The organism is Micromonospora inositola (assembly GCF_900090285.1).
In the GTDB taxonomy this organism is placed as follows: domain Bacteria; phylum Actinomycetota; class Actinomycetes; order Mycobacteriales; family Micromonosporaceae; genus Micromonospora; species Micromonospora inositola.
Window position 1 is genome coordinate 5,869,674 of sequence record NZ_LT607754.1, and the last position, 20,395, is coordinate 5,890,068.

At 74.7% G+C, this 20,395-nt stretch carries 16 protein-coding genes; 1 reads left to right on the forward strand and 15 read right to left on the reverse strand.

Annotation, left to right across the window (positions count from 1 at the left end):
* Positions 1-65: 65 nt before the first annotated feature.
* The 15 genes from GA0070613_RS28030 to recN form a co-directional block, all read right to left on the reverse strand.
* Positions 66-836, reverse strand: coding sequence for a pseudouridine synthase (locus GA0070613_RS28030; protein ID WP_089015016.1), 771 nt, complete (start codon positions 834-836; stop codon positions 66-68).
* Positions 823-1,794 carry an SMC-Scp complex subunit ScpB gene (gene scpB / locus GA0070613_RS28035; RefSeq protein ID WP_089015017.1) on the reverse strand — a complete coding sequence of 324 codons (972 nt, stop codon included), beginning with the start codon at positions 1,792-1,794 and terminating at the stop codon, positions 823-825. The genes GA0070613_RS28030 and scpB overlap by 14 nt, the downstream gene beginning before the upstream one ends.
* Positions 1,791-2,774: a segregation and condensation protein A gene (locus GA0070613_RS28040; protein WP_089015018.1), complete on the reverse strand. Its 984-nt coding sequence runs from the start codon at positions 2,772-2,774 to the stop codon at positions 1,791-1,793. Before GA0070613_RS28040 ends, scpB begins: the two co-directional genes overlap by 4 nt.
* Positions 2,775-2,827: 53 nt before the next feature.
* Positions 2,828-3,751: a ParA family protein gene (locus tag GA0070613_RS28045; protein WP_089015019.1), complete on the reverse strand. Its 924-nt coding sequence runs from the start codon at positions 3,749-3,751 to the stop codon at positions 2,828-2,830.
* A gap of 195 nt (positions 3,752-3,946) precedes the next feature.
* Entirely contained in the window at positions 3,947-4,954 is a 1,008-nt protein-coding gene (locus GA0070613_RS28050; protein WP_408631020.1) for a site-specific tyrosine recombinase XerD, read from the reverse strand.
* A complete protein-coding gene (ald, locus tag GA0070613_RS28055; protein ID WP_089015020.1) occupies positions 4,951-6,066 on the reverse strand; it encodes an alanine dehydrogenase in 1,116 nt (371 codons plus the stop codon). Before ald ends, GA0070613_RS28050 begins: the two co-directional genes overlap by 4 nt.
* A gap of 393 nt (positions 6,067-6,459) precedes the next feature.
* The gene (locus tag GA0070613_RS28060; RefSeq protein ID WP_089015021.1) at positions 6,460-7,065 is read right to left on the reverse strand and encodes an NUDIX domain-containing protein; all 606 of its coding nucleotides are present in this window, start codon (positions 7,063-7,065) and stop codon (positions 6,460-6,462) included.
* Positions 7,062-8,810: a CTP synthase gene (locus GA0070613_RS28065; protein ID WP_089015022.1), complete on the reverse strand. Its 1,749-nt coding sequence runs from the start codon at positions 8,808-8,810 to the stop codon at positions 7,062-7,064. Before GA0070613_RS28065 ends, GA0070613_RS28060 begins: the two co-directional genes overlap by 4 nt.
* Before the next feature lie 150 nt (positions 8,811-8,960).
* Complete coding sequence (locus tag GA0070613_RS28070; protein WP_089015023.1) at positions 8,961-11,405, reverse strand: hypothetical protein; 2,445 nt, start codon at positions 11,403-11,405, stop codon at positions 8,961-8,963.
* A complete protein-coding gene (locus GA0070613_RS28075) occupies positions 11,405-12,547 on the reverse strand; it encodes a glycosyltransferase family 4 protein (RefSeq protein WP_089015024.1) in 1,143 nt (380 codons plus the stop codon). Before GA0070613_RS28075 ends, GA0070613_RS28070 begins: the two co-directional genes overlap by 1 nt.
* Before the next feature lie 55 nt (positions 12,548-12,602).
* Positions 12,603-14,294, reverse strand: a complete 1,692-nt coding sequence (murJ, locus tag GA0070613_RS28080; protein WP_089015025.1) for a murein biosynthesis integral membrane protein MurJ — start codon at positions 14,292-14,294, stop codon at positions 12,603-12,605.
* 1 nt (position 14,295) lies between these two features.
* Complete coding sequence (locus GA0070613_RS28085) at positions 14,296-15,159, reverse strand: hypothetical protein (RefSeq protein WP_089015026.1); 864 nt, start codon at positions 15,157-15,159, stop codon at positions 14,296-14,298.
* Between the two features lie 61 nt (positions 15,160-15,220).
* Positions 15,221-16,162: a copper transporter gene (locus GA0070613_RS28090; protein ID WP_089015027.1), complete on the reverse strand. Its 942-nt coding sequence runs from the start codon at positions 16,160-16,162 to the stop codon at positions 15,221-15,223.
* A gap of 27 nt (positions 16,163-16,189) precedes the next feature.
* Positions 16,190-17,368 (reverse strand): putative cytokinetic ring protein SteA, encoded by a 1,179-nt coding sequence (gene steA, locus GA0070613_RS28095; protein WP_089015028.1) that lies wholly within the window; start codon positions 17,366-17,368, stop codon positions 16,190-16,192.
* A 117-nt stretch (positions 17,369-17,485) separates the two neighbouring features.
* A complete protein-coding gene (gene recN, locus GA0070613_RS28100; protein ID WP_089015029.1) occupies positions 17,486-19,243 on the reverse strand; it encodes a DNA repair protein RecN in 1,758 nt (585 codons plus the stop codon).
* 81 nt (positions 19,244-19,324) lie between these two features.
* Between recN and GA0070613_RS28105 the strand changes: the two genes are divergently transcribed.
* A complete protein-coding gene (locus GA0070613_RS28105; RefSeq protein ID WP_231929531.1) occupies positions 19,325-20,323 on the forward strand; it encodes a helix-turn-helix domain-containing protein in 999 nt (332 codons plus the stop codon).
* The last annotated feature ends 72 nt before the right edge of the window (positions 20,324-20,395 follow it).

Here is a 20,395-nt window from a genome sequence, read left to right on the forward strand (position 1 = left end):
CGACACGCGCGGTCCGCCTCGGCCGCGAGGAAGCCTACCCGCAGCGGTACCCGGAACGACTCCGGTCAGTCGCCGACGGCCTTGAACAGGGCGGCGACCTCGGCGTTGGTCAACCGCCGGAGCCGCCCGGTGCGCAGGTCACCCAGCCGGATCGGCCCGATCGAGGTACGCACCAGCCGAGCCACCGGGTGCCCGACCTCGGCCATCAGGCGCCGGACGATGTGCTTGCGTCCCTCGTGCAGGCTCAGCTCCACCTGGGCGGTCTTGCCCAGGGTGTCCACCACCTTGAACGAGTCGACCTTGACCGGCCCGTCCTCCAGCTCCACGCCGGCCATCAGCCGCCTGCCCAGGTTGCGCGGGATCGGCCCGGCCACCTCGGCGAGGTAGGTCTTCAGCACCTCGTACGACGGGTGCATGAGCCGGTGGGCGAGGGTGCCGTCGTTGGTGAGCAGCAGCAGGCCTTCGCTGTCCGCGTCGAGCCGCCCGACGTGGTAGACCCGCTGCTCCACCCGGATGCCGATGAAGTCGGCGAGCTCGGTGCGTCCCTTCTCGTCCGCCATGGTGGTAACCACCCCGCGCGGCTTGTTCATCGCCAGGTAGACCAGGCGGTTGTCAGCCTGAAGCCGCTCGCCGTCGACGTGGATCACGACGGTGGCGGGGTCGACCTTGTCGCCGAGCTTGGCAACCCGGCCGTTCACGGTCACCCGCCGCCGGAAGATCAGGTCCTCGCAGGCGCGTCGGGAGCCCACGCCGGCGGCGGCGAGCACCTTCTGCAGGCGCTCGGTCCCCTCGTACACAGGGGCGTCGGGTTTCGGGGCACGGTCATCGCGTCGCATCGGCAAGCTCTTCTACGTCGTCGGGAAGGAACGGGGCAAGCGGAGGCAGGTCGGCCACCGAGTTCAGCCCCAGCTTCTCCAGGAACATGGTGGTCGTCCGGTAGAGGAACGCCCCGCTGTCCGGTTCGGTGCCGCACTCCTCGACCAGGCCTCGGGAGACCAGCGTACGGATCACCCCGTCGCAGTTCACACCCCGGATGGCGGCGATCCGCGAGCGGGTGACCGGCTGCTTGTAGGCGACCACGGCCAGGGTCTCCAGCGCGGCCTGGGTCAGTCGTACCGACTGCCCGTCCAGCACGAACCGCTCGACGTAGGTCGCATATTCCGGGCGGGTGTAGAGACGCCAGCCACCCGCCGCCCGGCGCAGCTCGAAGCCGTGCCCGGCCGCGGTGTAGCCGGCGGCGATCTCGTCCAGCATCGGGCCGACCCGCTCGGCCGGCTGTTCGAGCACCTCGGCGAGGGTCAGCTCGCTGACCGGCTCGTCCACCACCAGCAGGATCGCCTCCAGCGCGCCGCGCAGCTCCGCGTCGTCCAGCTCGGGCGCCGGCTCCGGCGGCGTCGCCCGCCGTCGCCCCGCCGGCCGCTTCTCCGGTACGCCCGCGGCGGCGCTCTCCCCCGCCGGCCCGGCGGACGGGGACGGCGAGGCGTTGTCGCCGGCCTCAGGGCGGGACCGCTCATCGGTCACGTCGGCGTCGGCGGTCGGCTCCTCCTCGGCTGCAACGGTCGGCTCCTGCCACCCGGCCGTGGGCTCGTCCGCCGGCTCCCCGGGAGCGTCGCTACCGGGCTCTTCCGCCGCGGGAAGTTCCGCGGCCGGCTCCGGCCGCACGGCGGTGATCTCGGGCGTCGGCTCCTCGGGCGCGACGGCGGGCCTCGGAACCGGGGATGCCGGACGCTCCCACGGGGGGACCCAGGCGGCGGCCTGATCGGCCAGGGAGTCCCGGCGCTCCTCGTCGCTCATCGCGGTCCCTCCTCCGTCGTTTCGGTGTCGTCACCCTGGCCCACCGCCGCCGGCGGTGCCTCCGTCGGCTCCGGGGAGCCGGCGTACTCGTCGATGCGCAGGTCGGTGTCGCCGTCGGCGGGGCCGGTCCAGCGGACGGTCAGCTCCTCCAGGGCCTGCTCCTGGACGAAGGCGACCAGGCCCTCCCGGTACAGCTCCAGCAGGGCGAGGAAGCGGGCCACCACCTCCAGGGTGATCCCGCAGTCGGCGCAGAGCAGCGAGAAGGTGGCGGTGCCGGCCCGGCGCAGCCGCTCGGTGAGGATGGCCGCGTGCTCCCGGACGCTGACCCGGACCATGTGCACGTGGGCGATGGAGACCTCGGGCACCGGCTTCGGGGTCATCGCCTTGAGGGCGAGCTTGAGCAGCCGCTCGGGACCGATGCCGAGCACCAGGTCGGGCAGCGCCTCGGCGTACCGGGGCTCCAGGGTGACCGCCCGCGGGTAGCGCCGGCCGCCGACCGCCTCCAGCTCGGCGATGTGCGCCGCGGCCTCCTTGTACGCCTTGTACTGCAACAGCCGGGCGAAGAGCAGGTCCCGCGCCTCCAGCAGGGCGAGGTCCTCCTCGTCCTCCACCTCGGCCGCGGGCAGCAGCCGGGCCGCCTTGAGGTCGAGCAGGGTGGCCGCGATGAGCAGGAACTCGCTCGTCTCGTCCAGGTCCCACTGGTCGCCCATCGCCCGGATGTACGCGATGAACTCGTCGGTGACCTTGTGCAGGGCCACCTCGGTGACGTCGAGCTTGTGCTTGCTGATGAGCTGCAGCAGCAGGTCGAACGGGCCGGTGAAGTTCGCCAGCCGGACGGTGAAGCCGCTGGTCTCCTCGGCGGCCGAGCCGGTCGGATCGGCCGGTACGACGCCGTCGACCTCCGCGGCCAGCTCGGCGGCGACCGCCGGGTCGGCGGCGCCGGGCGGCGCGGCGGGTGGGTCGAGGGGCGGTGCGGTCACCCAACGACCGTAGTGGACGGGCCGGACGGTCCGGTGACCTGGTGCACCCCGTTCTACCGGTCCGCCTGTGCGGCGATCACCTCACGGGCCAGCTGCCGGTAGTTGCGCGCGCCGGAGGAGGCCGGGTCGAGCGTGGTGATTGGGGCGCCGGCGACGGTCGACTCGGGGAACTTGACGGTCTTGGTGATCACCGTCTGGTAGACCTTGTCGCCGAAGGCCTCCACCACCCGCTGGAGGACCTGGCGGCAGTGCGTGGTGCGGCTGTCGTACATGGTGGCGAGGATGCCCTCGAGCTCCAGGTCGAAGTTGAGCCGCTCGCGGACCTTGTCGATGGTGTCCAGCAGCAGCGCCACCCCGCGCAGGCTGAAGAACTCGCATTCGAGCGGGATGAGCACGCCGTGCGCGACGGTCAGCGCGTTGATCGCCAGCAGGCCGAGCGAGGGCTGGCAGTCGATCAGGATGAAGTCGTACTCCTTGCGGACGGTGCGCAGCACGCGGGCCAGCGCCATCTCGCGGGCGACCTCGTTGACCAGCTGGATCTCGGCGGCGGAGAGGTCGATGTTGGCGGGCAGCAGGTGTAGGCCGGCCACGTCGGTCTTGATCAGGACGTCCTCGGCGGTGACGTCGTCCTGCATGAGCAGGTTGTAGACCGACAGGTCGAGGTTGTGCGGGTTGACCCCCAGGCCGACCGAGAGGGCGCCCTGCGGGTCGAAGTCGACCAGCAGCACCTTGCGGCCGTACTCGGCGAGCGCGGCGCCCAGGTTGATGGTCGTGGTGGTCTTTCCGACGCCGCCCTTCTGGTTGGCCATCGCGATGATCCGCGCCGGGCCGTGCCGGTCGGTCGGCATGGGCTCCGGGATCGGCTTGCGCATCGTGTACGCGGCCGGGTCCGCCGGACCCAGGTCCGCGCCGAGCGACGCCTGCTGCTCGCGGAGCTCCGACGTCCAGGCGTCGGCACGGTCACCGTTGCCAGCCATGTCCTCGTTGCCCCCTCCCGACGACCACCCGGCGTCGGAGCCGTCCGACGTCCTTCGCGGCGCCGCTGCGCACCCCGGTTCGTCGCCCCAGGAGGTCCGCGCCGATGCCGACTGTACGCCACGCACCAGCAGCGCGTTCGGTACCCGGTCGGCGTGTCGGCCGGGTACCGGCCGGTGAGGACGGTCGGGGCCGGCTCAGCCGCGGGCGCGCGGGTGCGCGGTGGCGTACACCTCGCGCAGCCGCTCCACAGTGACCAACGTGTACACCTGGGTGGTGGTCACCGACGCGTGGCCGAGCAGTTCCTGCACGACCCGCACGTCGGCGCCGCCGTCGAGCAGGTGGGTGGCGTACGAGTGGCGCAGGGTGTGCGGGGAGACCGCCGCGGCACCGTCCACCGGCAGGCCGGCCCGCTCGGCGGCGCGGCGCAGGATGGTCCAGGCGCCCTGTCGGGACAGCGCGCCGCCGCGGGCGTTGACGAAGACCGCCGGGGTGCCCCGGCCGGCGGCGACCAGCGGCGGGCGGCCCCGGACCAGCCAGGCGCGCAGCGCCTCGACCGCGTACCCGCCGATCGGGACCAGGCGGGTGCGGCCGCCCTTGCCGCGCAGCACCACCGCGCCGTCGTCGGTGTCCAGGTCGTCCACCGCGAGGCCGATCGCCTCGGAGATGCGCGCGCCGGTGCCGTACAGGAACTCCAGCAGCGCCCGGTCGCGCAGCGCGAGGGGCGCCTGGTCGCCGGTGGCGGTGACCGCGCCGGCGGTCTCCAGCAGCCGGACCACGTCGTCGACCGGCAGCGCCCGGGGCAGCCGGCGCGGCGGCGTCGGCGGGCGGACGTCGCGGCTGGGGTCGGCGCCGGCCATCCCCTCGCGCAGCGCGAAGCGGTGCAGGCCGCGCACCGCGCTGGCCGCCCGCGCCGCCGACGACACCGCCAGGGGCGGGTGGTCGTCGTCGCCGGCGCGCAGCCGGGCCAGGTGGGCCTCGACCTGGGCCGCGCCGACGGCGGCCAGGTCGGTCACCCCGACCGCGGCGAGGGTGCCGAGGTAGCGGTCCAGGTCCCGGCGGTACGACGAGAGCGTGTTGGCCGACAGCCCGCGCTCGACGGTGAGGTGGTCGAGGTAGCCGCGCACGGCACGGCGCAGGGCCGGCGCGGGCTCCTCGCCCGTGCCGGCCCCGGCCGGTGTTCCGGTCAGCCCGTCGCCCCTCAGGCCAGCACGTCCGCCAGCGGCAGGGTGGCCATGCCGTGCGCCTCGGCGACCGGGCCGTAGACGACCTGGCCGGCGTGGGTGTTCAGGCCCAGGGCGAGGGCCGGGTCGCGGCGCAGCGCCTCGCTCCAGCCGTGGTTGGCCAGCTCCAGGGCGTACGGCAGGGTGACGTTGGTCAGCGCGTGGGTGCTGGTGTTCGGCACCGCGCCGGGCATGTTCGCGACGCAGTAGAAGATCGACTCGTGCACCTTGTAGACCGGGTCGGCGTGCGTGGTGGGGCGCGAGTCCTCGAAGCAGCCGCCCTGGTCGATGGCGATGTCGACGAGGACGCTGCCCGGCTTCATCCGGGAGACCAGCTCGTTGGAGATGAGCTTCGGGGCCTTGGCGCCCGGCACCAGCACCGCGCCGATGACCAGGTCCGCGTCGAGCACGGCCCGCTCGATCTCGTACGCGTTGGAGGCGACCGTCTGCAGGTGGCCCCGGTAGATCGCGTCGGCCTGGCGCAGCCGGGCCACGTTCTTGTCCAGCAGCAGCACCTCGGACTGCAGGCCCAGCGCGATCGCGGCGGCGTTCATGCCGGAGACGCCGGCGCCGATGACCACCGTCTTCGCCGCGTACACGCCGGAGACGCCGCCCGGGAGCACGCCCCGGCCGCCGCCGGTGCGCATCATGTAGAAGGCGCCCACCTGCGGGGCGAGCCGGCCGGCCACCTCGGACATCGGGGCGAGCAGCGGCAGCGAGCGGTCGGGCAGCTCGACCGTCTCGTACGCGATGCCGGTGACCTTGCGGTCGATCAGCGCGTCGGTGCACTCCTTCGAGGCGGCCAGGTGCAGGTAGGTGAAGAGCACCTGCCCTTCGCGCATCCGGTGGTACTCCTCGGCGATCGGCTCCTTGACCTTGAGCACCAGCTCCGCGGCGTCCCACACCTCGTCGGCGGTGCCCAGGATCTTGGCGCCGGCGGCGGCGAACTCGTCGTCGCTGATGCTGGAACCGACGCCCGCGCCGGACTCGACGAAGACCTCGTGACCGTGGCGGGTGAACTCGTTGACGCCCGCGGGCGTGATCGCCACGCGGTACTCGTGGTTCTTGACCTCGCGTGGGATTCCGACCTTCACGATGCAGACACCTTCCTTCGGGGCTGCCCACCCCCGACTGCTCGGCGCCGCGACGGCCCCATTGCCGGCGCGGGTCCACCGGTCCCGCCGGCGGCAGTCTAGGCCCGCGGGCTCTTTCCGGGAGCCAGCACAGTGACATCCGGTGCCGGGTCGTCCTGACGAAGTGTCAGGCGTCGACCGGGCCGGCGGTGGAGACCACCTCAGCCGTCAGGACAGTGTTCGCGCCCATCGTCCCACCGCTGGCGCGGCGGCGCGGACAGGATGGCAATGGATCACCAAGGTGTCGCCTTCAACGGCGGCGTCGACGGGCAGGGCCGCCCGCTGCGGGACTGATTCCGGGAAAACGCCAGGGGCCGCGCGGTGTCACCGCGCGGCCCCTTCTTCGTACCCGGCTCAGCGGGGCAGCGGCGCGTCCGGCCGGCGCAGCATCGACCAGCCGGCGTCCCGGGCCCGGGCGGCGGCGAGCAGCCCGGCCACACAGGAGGCGTTGGTGATCTCCCCCGCGAGGACCATCCCGACCGCCTCGTCGAGGTCGACCCGGACGACCTGGAGGTCGGCCTCCTCGTCGCGGCGGTCGTGCCGCTGCTCCGCCGGCACGTCGGCGAGGTCGCGGCCCAGGAAGATCCGGACCACCTCGTCGGAGAAGCCCGGCGAGCTGTGCAGGTCGACCAGGACGTCGATGCTGCCGGCGGTCAGGTCGGCCTCCTCGGCCAGTTCCCGCGCCGCCGCCGCGGCCAGGTCCTCGCCGCTGACGTCCATCAGCCCGGCCGGCAGCTCCCACAGGTGCCGGCCGACCGGGTGCCGGTACTGGCGGATCAGCACCACCTGGCCGGCCTCGTCCAGCGCCACCACGGCCACCGCGCCGACGTGCCGCACGTAGTCGCGCGCCGCGGTGCCGCCGCCGGGCATGGTGACCTCGTCGCTGACCACCGAGAAGACCCGGCCGGACCAGATCTCCCGGTGGTCGGTCACCTCGTAGCGGTGCTCGACGGCGCTCACGACGCCGACGCCGCCTTCGCCGCGGCGGCGGTGCCATTGCGGCTGGCCCGCTTCGCCGCCGGGGCCGCGTCGAGGTCGACCGGGAGCTGGTCGGCCTCGGAGTACGCGATGGCGGCCTTGACGAAGCCGGCGAAGAGCGGGTGCGGCCGGGTCGGCCGGCTCTTCAGCTCCGGGTGCGCCTGGGTGGCCACGAAGAACGGGTGCAGCCCGCGGTCCAGCTCGATGAACTCGACCAGCCGGCCGTCCGGCGAGGTGCCGGAGATGTGCAGCCCGGCCCTGGTGAGCTGGTCCCGGTAGGCGTTGTTCACCTCGTACCGGTGCCGGTGCCGCTCGCTGACCTCGGTGCTGCCGTACGCCTCGGCGACCAGCGAGCCCTCGGCCAGCGTCGCCGGGTACGCCCCGAGCCGCATGGTGCCGCCCAGGTCGCCCCGGCCGGCCACGATGTCCTCCTGGTCGGCCATGGTGGCGATGACCGGGTGCTTGGCGTCCTCGTCGAACTCCAGCGAGTTCGCCCCGTCCAGGCCGGCCAGGTGGCGGGCCACCTCGATGGTCATGCACTGCAGGCCGAGGCAGAGGCCGAGCAGCGGGACACCGTTCTCCCGGGCGTACCGGGCGGTGCCGATCTTGCCCTCGATGCCGCGCACCCCGAAGCCGCCGGGGATCACGATGCCGTCCACGCCGGCCAGGGCGGCCGCCGCGCCGGCCGGGGTGACGCAGTCGTCGCTGGGCACCCAGCGCAGCTGCACGCGGGCCCGGTGGCCGAACCCGGCGGCCCGGATCGCCTCGCTGACCGACAGGTACGCGTCGGGCAGGTCGACGTACTTGCCGACCAAGGCGACGGTGACCGTGTGGCGCGGCTGGTGCACCCGGTCCAGCAGGTCGTCCCAGCTGGTCCAGTCCACGTCCCGGAAGGAGAGGCCGAGCCGGCGCACCACGTACGCGTCCAAGCCCTCCCGGTGCAGCACCTTGGGAATGTCGTAGATGCTCGGCGCGTCCGGGGCGGCGACGACCGCCTCCCGGTCCACGTCGCAGTAGAGCGAGAGCTTCTCCTTGAGCTTCTCCGGGATCTCCCGGTCGCAGCGCAGCACGATGGCGTCGGGCTGGATGCCGATGCTGCGCAGCTGCGCCACCGAGTGCTGGGTCGGCTTGGTCTTCAGCTCGCCCGACGGCGCCAGGTACGGCACCAGCGAGACGTGCAGGTAGAAGCAGTTGTCCCGGCCCAGGTCGTGGCGGACCTGGCGGATCGCCTCCAGGAACGGAAGCGACTCGATGTCGCCGACGGTCCCGCCGACCTCGGTGATCACAACGTCCGGGATCTGGCCCTCGGCGTCCGGCTCGGCCATGCCGAGGATCCGCGACTTGATCTCGTTGGTGATGTGCGGGATGACCTGGACGGTGTCGCCCAGGTACTCGCCGCGCCGCTCCTTGGCGATCACGTCCGAGTAGATCTGCCCGGTGGTGACGTTCGCCTTGCCGGAGAGCGCCCGGTCGAGGAACCGCTCGTAGTGGCCGACGTCGAGGTCGGTCTCGGCGCCGTCCTCGGTGACGAAGACCTCACCGTGCTGGAACGGGTTCATCGTCCCCGGGTCGACGTTGAGGTACGGGTCGAGCTTCTGCATCACCACGCGCAGCCCGCGCGCGGTCAGCAGGTTGCCGAGGCTGGAGGCGGTGAGGCCCTTACCCAGCGAGGAGGCGACGCCCCCGGTGACGAAAATGTGCCTGGTCGTCCGTGCTGAAGGGGCCAAGGCCTGCTCCCGTGTCGTCCGTAGCGGTCGTGCGAACCGCCGTGCCGATCAACCAAGTGATCACGCGATCCACGGGATTCCACGGTAACACCTTTCCCGGCCCCAGCAGGCGTCGCACCCGCCGTCGGCGCACGTCGGGCCCCGTCCGGGTCAGCCGGTGGCGACCTCGGTCGATGCCGGACCGGGCTGGGCGGGCACGGTCACCGGCCGCCCGTCGGGCCCGGGCGGCGCCGGTACGCCCGTGGACTCCGGCGCGTCGGCGGCGGCTCCCACCGGCCCGGAGCCGCCGGCGGCCGTCCCGTCCGGCCCGCCGCGGCCGGTGGGGCGACCGGGCCCGGCGGGCTCGTCGGGCCGATCCGTCGGCGCGGCCGACCGCCCGGCGACGGGTTCGACGGCCCGCCCGTCCCCCGACGCACGACCGCCCGCGGGATGGTCGCCGCCGTCGATGGGGCCACCCGCTGTGCCACCGGGTCCCTCGTCGCCGGGTCGCCCCGCCCCGGGTTGGGTGCGGTCGGTGGAGTGGTCCAGCACCCGCAGCGCGGCCAGCGCCGCCATCGGCACCACCAGCGCCGCCGCCGCCCCGGCCACGTCCAGCGCCGAACCGCCGAGCACCCCGCCGATGCCGGCGGCCACGGCGGTGCCCGCCATCGCGGCCCGGACCGCCGGGTAGATGCCGAACAGCCGCATCAGGCCGCCCCAGGGTTGCAGCAGCGCCAACCAGACCAGCGCCGCGCCGGCCAGCGCCAGGACGGTGAGCGGGCTGTTGACCAGGGTCTCCAGGTTGGCGGTGCTGGCGCGGTGCACGGTGAGGCCGCCGGTGCCGTCGCCGAGCGCGGCCAGGAACCGGCCCAGGGTGCCCCGCTCCGTCGCCGGGCGGCGCACGTCCACCACGGCGAAGCCGATGGTGACCGCCAGCCCCGCCATGGTGGCCCAGGCGAGTCGGCTCACGGTCAGCCAGCCGCCGGTGCTGATCGCCGCGGCGACGCTCACCCCGGCAGTCAGCGCGATCGCGCCGATCGAGTCCGCCCCGAGGTAGGGGCTGCCGACGACGACCACGGCGGCGCCGCCCACGGCCACCATCACCATCGGTCGCCAGGCGCGGCGGACCCGCTGGGCCAGCCAGCCCGCGCTGAGCAACGAACCGGCGATGAAGACGCCCAGGCCGACGGTGCCGAGCCCGGCGTACCGGCCGCCTTCGAGCGCGGAGTAGCCGACCACGCCGTTGAGCTGCAACCGCGACCCGGTGACCACGTCCACCCCGACCACCAGGGTGGCCAGGCCGGCGACCGCGCCGAGCGGGCCGAGGGTGCGGTCGTGCCCGGGGGTGAACCGGACCGCGGCCGTGCCGCCCACGATCAGCAGTGCGGTCACCACGGCGAACCACCAGCCGGCGTGGTGGCCCCGCCACCAGGGGGCCGCGTCGGCGAGCAGGGCCGCCGGCACCGCCAGAGCGGCGGCGACCAGCAGCAGCTCCACCGCGGCCACCACCCGTCGGGAGACGGGTTCGGGTCCGTGCGGGCCGGCGTGCCGGCGGGCCCGGCGCAGCAGCGGCAGCACCGCGAGCGCGAGCGCCACCTGGGCGGCGGCGAGCAGGGTGAAGAACCACCCGGCGACCCGGCGCTGGGCGGCGGCCTCGCGGTCGGCGTCGGCCGGCTGGTCGATGGCGGCCCGCAGGTCCGCCGGTCGGCCGCCGACCGAGACTGCGGGGCGGCCGAAGAAGAGCCGTTCCGGCATGGGCCGGCCGAGCGTCGCCAGGGCGGTCGGCGCCAGGTCCACGAGCTGGAGGTAGCCCTCCCGGGCGGTGCTCGCGGAGGTGAGCCAGCCCCGCTCCCAGCCCGGGCCGTCGGCCACGGCGACGTGCAGCCGGGACGGCTGGTCGGTGTCGGAGACGCCGGCGACGATCACCAGCGAGCGGGGCGGGCGGGCGGCGAGCACCCGGGCCAGCTGGGCGTCCGCCTGCCGGGCCTGCGCCGCCCGGGACGCCCGGTCCTCGCCGTCGACGCTGCCGAGGTCGACGATGCTCAACACGCAGGAGCCCAGCAGTTTGGCCGGGTCGGCGGGGAGTACCGGCGCGTAGCGGTCGACCCGGCCGAACGGGCGGGCGGCGGCCACCGCCGCCCCCGGCCCGACCGCCACCGAGCAGCGGACGGACTCCGGCAGCGCACCCGGCGTCGTACCCCAGGACAGCCGGTCCTGGTTGTACCGGACCACACCCTCCTGGTCGGGGAGGTTGGCGCCGATGCCGTCCGGCTGCTCCACGGTCACCCCGGCGGGCGGGCAGCCACCCTGCGGACGGCTGCCGTTCCAGGCGGCGAAGTTGCCCGCGCCGAGGGTGAGCCAGCCGTCCACCGGGCAGGTGGGCCGGTGCGCGGAGCGTACCGACAGGGAGCCGATCGACCCCTGTTCGGCCATCCGCCACAGCGTCGGGGTGGTCTGCGGGTCCACGTCGTCCCAGCGCAGCCCGGCCACCCCGGCCAGCACCACGAAGTCGGCGCCGCGCCCCGGCGGGCCGGTGTCCGGCCGATCGGCCAGCGCGGTGATGCCGAGCGCCACCACGACCAGGGTCAGCAGGACCGGGGTCAGTCTGCGCAGCATCAGCGGCGTCCCGTCGACGGATCGGCCGCGGCCGGCGCGAGCTCGGCGTAGAGGTCGGCCAGGCTGGCCACGGTGTCCGCCTCGGTCGGCCAGGTCGCAGCCCGGGCGGCGCCCCGGCGCGCCAGTTCCGCCCGGCGGGCGCCGTCATCCAGCAGCTCCCGCACCGCCGCGTCGACCGCGTCGACGTCGCCGGGCGGGACCAGCACCGCGGCGTCGCCGACCAGCTCCGGCAGGCCACCCACGGCGGTCGCCACCAGGGGCACGCCGGCCCGCAGCGCCTCCTGGGCGAACAGCTGGCGGGCCTCCCAGTCGCTGGTCACCACGGCCAGGTCGGCGCCGGCGAGCAGGTCGGCCACGTCGGTGCGGTGCCCGAGCAGGGTCACCGGCGCCCGGGCGGTCGAGATCCGGGCGGCGAGCTGGAGGTACGCGGGGCCGCTGCCGGCGATGACCACCACCGGCGCCGGGATCCGGGTACGCCACCGGGCGGCGGCGTCGACCAGCACGTCGTACCGCTTCTGTGGGTGCAGCCGGCCCACCGACAGGATCAGCGGACGGTCGGCGGCGACGCCGAACTCGGCGCGGACGGCGGCGCGGCGGCGGCGCGGCGCGGGCAGCGCGGGCGCGGCGACCGGGGCCAGCCGGGCGTCGGTCGCGCCCTGCGCGGCGGCCCGCTCCACCAGGTCGGCGGAGGCGCCCAGCGCGACCCGGGCGGAGCGCGCGACAATCCGCTCGGCCAGCCGGGAGAGCCGACCGCGCAGCCCGCCGGCCAGCACCGCGTTGTGCCAGGTGACCACCAGCGGGGCGGCCGGGCGGGCGAGGGCGGCGACCAGGCCGGCCCGCAGCCCGTGCGCGTGCACGACCTGGACGGGGGTGTCGGCCAGCGCCCGGCGCAGGGCCGCGACGGCCCGCCCGTCGGCCGGCGTGGGGCTGGCCGGGATCTCCACCGGCGTGAAGCGGGCGCCGACCCCGGTGAAGTCGAACTGGTCCTGGGTGGCGGCCGGGCCGCAGACGAGCACGGTGGCGCCGGCCGCGGTCAGGCCGCGGGCGATCGAGCGGACGTGCTGTCCCACCCCACCCGTGCTGGAGGCGAGCACCAGGGCCACCGAGCCGGGCCACCGCTGCGCCGACGTGGCGTCGGTCATAGCCTGCCTTCCGTTCGCGACTGCGGGGCTCGCAGACCCGGCTCACTCCTCGCGCTCACCGGGACACCGTCTCCTTCCCGTCACCCCGGTCCGGGGGGATCTGGTCCTCCTGCGCGCCGGCCGCGGCGGGCGGGCGTCCCCGGCCCAGCCGGCGCAGCACGGCGGTGAGCAGCGGCCGCACGTCCCGTTCGTCCGTCAGCCAGGCGACGGCGAGGAACAGGGCGCCGACCACGACCCCGGACAGCATGCCCTGAACGAGCGCCTCCGCTGTCGTCGGGGTCCCGTCGCCCAGCCCGGCGAGCCAGCGGGAGGTGGCGACCCCGCCGAGCCCGGCGACCACGCCGGCGAGCAGACCGGCGGCCCCGGCCCGGCCCACCCCGGCCAGCGCGTCGCGGCCGGCCGAGCGGAGCACCGCGGCGATCAGCAGGCCACCGAGGACCAGCATGCCGCCCGAGGTGGCCAGGGTGACCGCCAGGACCCGGTCGGTCAGCGGCAGCAGGCGCCCGAGGAGCACCGCCAGGGCCGGCACGGTCAGCCAGCCCGCCGCCGTGGCGATGGTCGCCGCCCGGGTCTCGCCGCGGGCGTAGAGGGCCCGGGTGAGCACGGCGAACAGGCCGTAGCCGAGCAGGCCGGGCGCGAACCCGGCGATGGCCGCCGCCGCTGTACCGGCCACCGGCCGGTCGAAGAAGAACTGCCCCACCGGCACCGCCGTGCCGACCAGCGCGGCGGCGCCCAGCAGGCTGAACAGGACCACCCCACGGACCGCCGGGGCGAGGGTCTCCCGGTAGGTCCGCTCGTCACCGGCCGCGCGGGCGGCCGCGAGGGTGGGGTACGCGGCGACGGCCAGCGGCACGGCCAGCACCGCCCAGGGCAGGAAGTAGATGCTCTGCGCGATGTTGTAGACGCCCGGGTTGGCCGCCCCGCCGTAGGTGACCCGGCTGAGGCTGACCATCAGGGCGATCTGCTGGGCGGTGACGGTCACCACCCCGGCGACTGCGAGGGCGCCGACCCGGGCGCGGGCGTCGGCGGGGAAGCCGTAGCCCGGGCGCAGCCGCAGCCCCAGCCGGCGCAGCGGGATCAGCAGGGACAGCGAGAGCACCACGACGCCGAGCGTGGTGCCGCCGGAGAGCAGCAGCTCGCCGCCGCGGCCCACCCCACCGACGGTCGCCAGCCGTCCCTCGGCGGCGGTGAAGGCGAGGTACACGGCGATGACGGTGACGCTGGACAGCAACGGCGCGATGACCGGCCAGGCGAACCGTCGGTGCGCCTGGAGCACCCCGGTGAGCACGATGCCGACGCCGTAGAGCGGCAACTGCGGCGCGAAGACCAGCAGCATCCGCGCGCCGGCCTGCCGCTGCTCCGGGCTGAGGCCGGGGCCGAGCAGCCCGATCAGCGGGTCGGCGAGCAGCGCCACCAGCACCGCGAGCGGGATCAGCAGGGTGACCGTCCAGGTCAGCAGGGCGCCGGTGGTGGCGGCCACGCCCCGCCGGTCGCCGGCCTGCACCGCGCCCGCGAGCAGCGGTACGACCAGGCTGGCCAGCGCGCCGCCGGCCACGATCTCGAAGATGAAGTTCGGCAGGTTGTTCGCCACGACGTACGCGCCGCCGAGGTCGGTCGGGGCGAGGGTCCAGGTGAACACGGCGGTACGACCGAAGCCGGCCAGCCGGCTGACCACCGTGAGTACGGCGATGAGGGCGGCCGCTCCGGCCACGCGGCCGGCGCCGGCGAGGGGTGCCGGGCTCTTCACGTCAGTCGTCGAGCCGGCCCAGCGCGTCGAGCTCCCGCAGCCCCGGAGTCCGCTGGATCACCTGGGTGAAGCTGACCTTCTCGCTGGCGGCGGTGAGCGCGGCGAGCACGGCGAGCGCGCCGGCCCGGCCGAGCGGTCCGGTCCGGGCGGCCAGGCTGACGCCGAGCAGCGCGCCGAGGGCGTTGGCGCCGCTGTCGCCGAGCATCACCCGCTCGTCCAGATCGTCGCGGATCAGCCCGGCGGCGGCGCCGACCGCGCCGACGGCGATGCCGCCGTGCGCCCCGCCGGCCAGCGGCGCGCCGAGCAGCATGCCGGACTTCAGCGCCCGGCCGGGACGCAGGTCGAGCAGGTTGAGCAGGTTGGCGGTGCCGGCGACCACGCCCGCGCCGAGCAACACGTCGACGCCGCGACCGAGGGTGCCGTGGCGCTGCCGGCGGGGGTGGGCGGCGACCCGGGGGTCGGCGGCGAGCAGCGCGGCCGCGCCGAGACCGGCGGCGCCCACCCCGACGATCTTGACCAGGCCGGCGGTGACCCGCCCCTCGCGGAGTGCGGCGAGGTGCCCGGCGAAGCCCTTGGCCGTCTTCTGCTCGGGGCGCGCGCCGACCACGTCGTCGTAGAGTCCGACCGCCCCCGCGCCGAGCCCCGCGACCAGCGCGGCCCCACCGGCGGGGGCGCTGCCCGCGCCGAGCGCGCCGGCCGTGGCGGCGCCGACCGCGAGCGCCGGGCCGGCCGCCAGGGTGACGGTCCGGCCACGGAAGTTGGTCCGTTCCAGCGCCGGCCCCACCGGGGCGGTACGCACCTCCCGCAGCACGTACCGGGCGACGATCGCCCCCGCGCCCGCGGCCAGCAGCCGACCCAGTGTCACGCGACCCCTCCGATCCAGATACCCAGCGCGATGCGGTGCAGACCGGACAGCGGTCGGCCGCTCACTGGGGCAGCTTAGGCAGCAGCGCCGCGGCGTTGTCGCCGACACCGTACTGGCCGGCCTTCTTCTCGGTGAGCTGCTGCACCAGGGCGAGCGCCGTGACCAGCTGACCCTGGACGGTGTTGGCGTTGTCGACGGTGGAGATGGTCTGGGAGAGCACCGGGTCGCCGCGCACGACGGCGACCACGTTGCCCCCGGCGGAGCCGTTGCCGCCGACCACGATCGCGCCGGTCCGGTCGAACTGCTCGCCGACCTTCACCACCGACTCGTCCTTCTTCGCCGAGTCCTTGTCCACGTACGGCTGGCCGGTGACCAGGACCACCGCCTCGGCCGCCCCGGTGACCTTGTTCTCTGTGCTGAGGTAGCCGGCGTTAGAGTACGCCGACAGCACGGCCCGGCGGTCCGCGTCGGAGACCGGCGGGTTGCCCTGGGCGCGGTCGAGCAGGACGCTGGCCAGCAGGGCGCTGGAGGTCTCCACGCCGTGCCCGTTGCCCGGCAGCCCCGACGTGGGGGCGCTGTTCGGGCGGGCCGCGGTGACGGCCAGCTCCAGCAGGTTGTTGTTGCTGTCCGGGTTGATGAACTTGTCCTGCAGGTCGATCCGGCCGGTGACGTTCGCGCCGGCGAGTTCGAGCATCTTCCGCACGCCGTCGGTGTGCTCCCGGCCACTGGGCAGGTCGAGCACCAGCACCCGGCGGCCGGTCAGCTTGCCGGGGAGGACGGTCTGCGCCATCTCGGCGGCGAAGTCCTCCTCCATGTCCAGTTCCTTCTGGAGGCTGTTGACCGACTGGCGCATCTGCTGGTTGTCCTTGCGCAGCGCGTTGACGTTCTCCTTGAGCGAGTCGGCGACCGGTCCGTTGAGGGCGGCCGTGCCGACCACCAGGCCGATCGCCAACGCGAGGAAAACCGCGGTGAGGGACACCACGTGGTAGCGGAAGTTGATCACGCTTGCAGCCTCTTGATCGTCGGGGAGCTAGAAGAGCTGGCCGAGCTGGAACACAAAATTGTCCCACCATTCGGAGACCACGCCCAAATACGCCTTCCCGACGGTGGAGACCGCCACCGCGGAGGCCATCGCGGCGAGCGCCGAGAGGACCAGCAGCAGCAGCGAGGAGCCGGAGATGCTCTGCCGGTAGAGCCGGCTCACGCCCTTGGCGTCGACCAGCTTGCCGCCGACCTTCAGCCGGGTCAGGAAGGTCGAGGCCATGCCGCCGCGGCCCTTGTCGAGGAACTCCACCAGGGTGGCGTGGGTGCCGACGGCGACCAGCAGCGAGGCGCCCTTCTCGTCGGCCAGCAGCATGGCGAGGTCCTCGCTGGTGGCGGCGGCCGGGAAGGTGATCGCCGGCACGCCGAGGCCCTCGACCCGGGCCAGGCCGGGCGCCCGGCCGTCCGGGTAGGCGTGCACGATCACCTCGGCGCCGCAGCGCAGCACGTCGTCGGTGACCGAGTCCATGTCACCGATGATCATGTCGGGGGTGTAGCCCGCCTCGACCAGGGCGTCCGCGCCGCCGTCCACGCCGATGAGCACCGGCTTGAACTCCCGGATGTACGGGCGCAGCACGTCCAGGTCGGCCTTGTAGTCGTAGCCGCGGACCACGATCAGGCAGTGCCGGCCCTGGATCTGGGTCTGGATCTCCGGTACGCCGACCCCGTCGAGCAGCAGGTCGCGTTCCTGCCTGAGGTAGTCCATGGTGTTGGCGGCGAACGCCTCCAACTGGACCGACAGCCCCTCCCGGGCGTCGGCCATCGCCTTGGCCACCGTCTCGGCATCCTGCAGGGCGCCGAGCGCGACCGGCTCGTCGCCGACGAAGACCGTGTTGCCCTCGATCCGGACGGTGTCGCCCTCGCGGATCTGCTCGAAGACGCTCTCGCCCAGGTCGTCCAGGAGCGGGATGCCGGCGGCGACCAGCACCTCCGGCCCCAGGTTGGGGTAGCGCCCGGAGACCGAGGGCTTGGCATTGAGCACCGCGGCGACGCCGACGGCCACCAGCGAATCCGCCGCCACCCGGTCCAGGTCGACGTGGTCGATGACCGCGATGTCGCCGGGTCGGAGCCGGCCCACCAGCCGTTTCGTACGGCGGTCGAGGCGCGCGGTGCCGAGGACTGAGCCCGGGTCCGCGTTTCGGGTCCGGCGCAACGTGGGTAGACGCATCGTGACCATCCTGGCATGTGAGGCAGGTTCTGCTGTCGCGACATGCTGAGCAGGGCCGCCTACCCAGAAAAGCACACCGGAGCGCACGCCGGTGTGCTTGCGCTCACAAACCCGGCGTCACGGTCGCCTTTCCTTGGCCGCCACGGCCAGGAGTTCCTCGGCATGCGCGATACCCAGATCGGAATCCGGCAAACCGGCGAGCATCCGGGCCAGCTCCCGGGCACGCTCCGTGTCCTCCACCACACGGACCCCGCTGGTGGTCACCGCTCCCCCGGTGTCCTTCGCCACCACCAGGTGCCGGTCGGCGAACGCGGCCACCTGCGGCAGGTGGGTGACCACCAGCACCTGGTGGCTGCGGGCCAGCCGGGCCAGCCGGCGGCCGATCTCCACCGCCGCCTGCCCGCCGACGCCCGCGTCCACCTCGTCGAAGACCAGGGTGGGCGGGCCGCCGGAACCGGCGAAGACCACCTCGATGGCGAGCATCACCCGGGACAACTCACCGCCGGAGGCACCCCGCTGCAGTGGCAGCGACGGCGCGCCCGGGTGGGCCAGCAGGCGCAGCTCCACCTCGTCCGCGCCGTCCGGGCCGACGCCGGCCTCGACCCCGTTGACCGGCAGGCTCGGCTCGGCCCGACCGGCCGGGCGGGGCAGCACCGCCACCTCGATCCGGGCGTGCGGCATGGCCAGCCCGGCCAGCTCTACCGTGACCTGCTCGGCGAAGCGGACCGCCGCCTCCTGCCGGGAGGTGGAGACCCGCGCGGCCAGCTCGGCCACCTCGCCGGCCAGTCGGGACGCCTCCCGGTCCAGCTCGGCCAGGAGTTCGTCGGAGGTGTCCAGGTCGGACAGTCTGGTGCGGGCCCGCTCGGCCCAGGCGATCACGCCGTCGACGTCGTCGGCGTACTTGCGGGTCAGCGCGCGCAACGCCGCCCGCCGCTCGTGGAGGACCTGCAACCGGGCCGGGTCCGCGTCCAGCGCCGCCAGGTACGCCGACAGCTCCGCGGAGACGTCGGTCACCAGGGTGGCCGCCTCCTCTAGGCGGACCGCCAGCTCGCCGAGCGCCGGGTCGGTGCCGGCCTGCGCCTCCAGGGTGCGCCGGGCGGTGCCGAGCAGCGCGGTCGCGTCCGGGGTCTCGTCGGTCGCCTCCACGCCGCCGGCGACGCACTGCTGGGCCAGCTGCGCGGCGGTACGCAGCCCTTCGGCGTGTTCGAGCCGCTGCGCCTCCGCCTTCAGCTCGTCGTCCTCGCCGGGCTGCGGATCGACCCGGGTGATCTCGTCCAGGCCGAGCCGGAGCAGATCCGCCTCCTGGTTGCGCTCGCGTGCGTTCCGCCGTCGGTCGGCCAGGTCGTCGACCACCACCCGCCACCCGGTGTACGCCTCGCGCAACGCGTCGAGCAGCTTCTCGTGCGCCGGGCCGGCGAACCGGTCCAGCGCCGCCCGCTGCTCGGCCGGGCGCAGCAGCCGCAGCTGGTCGGACTGGCCGTGCACGGCCACCACCTGCTCGCCGACCTCGCCGAGCATCGACACCGGCATGCTCCGGCCGCCCAGGTGCGCCCGGGACCGGCCCTCCACGGTGACCGTGCGGCTCAGCAGCAGGGAGCCGTCCTCGTCGGGCTCGCCGCCGGCGTCGGTGACCCGGGCGTGCACGGTGTCGGCCACCCGGCCGTCGAGGCGCAGCCGCCCCTCCACCATCGCCCGGCCCGGTTGCGCCCGCACCCGCCCGGCGTCGGCCCGGCCGCCGAAGAGCAGACCGAGGCCGGTCACCACCATGGTCTTGCCCGCACCGGTCTCGCCGGTGATGACGTTCATCCCGCCGGTCAACGGCAGCGTGGTGTCCTCGATGACGCCCAGTCCGGTGATGCGCAGCTCTTCCAGCACAGCACCCGACAGTAGACGCGGCCACCGACAGTTGACCAGCCGGCGCGGGCGGCGCGGCGGCCGGCCGTAGCATCACCGCTCGTGGACTCCACGAGCGGTGGGCGGCAGGTGCTGCGGATACTCGGCCTGGACGAGGACCAGGAACAGGTCTACCGCGCGCTGCTGCGGGTCTCCGCCGCCGGGCGGGCGGAACTGGCGCGGCAGGTGCCGCTGCCGGCCGACCGGGTCGCTCGGGCGCTGGCCGGGCTGCGGGAGCGCGGGCTGGTCGCGCCGGCCGGCGCCGAGCCCGACCCGCCGCTGCGGCCGCTGCCACCGGACGTGGCCCTCGGCGACGAGCTGCTGCGCCACCAGCAGTCCCTCGACTCCGCCCGCCGCCGGGTCGCCCAGCTCACCGAGGAGTACCGGGCCGGCGTGCGGCGGCACGACGCGGACCACCTGGTCGAGATCGTCACCGGCAGCGACGCGCTGCGCGCCCGGTTGCACCGGCTACAGGACGACGCCCGCGTGGAGGTGCTCTGGTTCTGCCGGGCCAACCCGCTGGCCATGTCGGGCCCGGAGAACGTGGAGGAGTTCGCCGCGCTGGCCCGCGGGGTCAGCTACCGGGCGATCTACGAACGCGACCTGCTGGCCGAGCCGGGCGCCCTCGCCGACGTGGAGAAGGCGGTCCGCAGCGGTGAGCAGGCCCGGGTCACCGACCTGCTCCCGGTACGACTGGCCATCGCCGACCGGACCACCGCGATCTGCCCGCTGGTGCCCGACCGGGCCAGCGGCGAGCCGAGCGCCGCGGTGATCGGCCGCAGCCAGCTGCTCGACGCGCTGCTGGCCCTCTTCGACAGCCACTGGACCGCGGCCACCCCGCTGCTGTCGGGGGTCGACCCCCGCGCGGACGGCGGCCCGGACGCCGACGAGCGGCTGCTGCTGTCGCTCTTCGTGGCGGGGGTGCCGGACAAGTCCATCGCCTCTCAGCTCGGGTTGAGCCGCCGCACCATCCAGCGGCGGCTCGCCGACCTGATGACCCTGGCCGGGGTCGATACCCGACCGGGTCTGGCGTACCAGGCCGCCCGCCGGGGCTGGCTCTGACCCGTCCGACACCCCACGACCACCGGCCGGGCGAACCGCCACGGTCCCGTCAACCTGAGAGACGGATTCCGT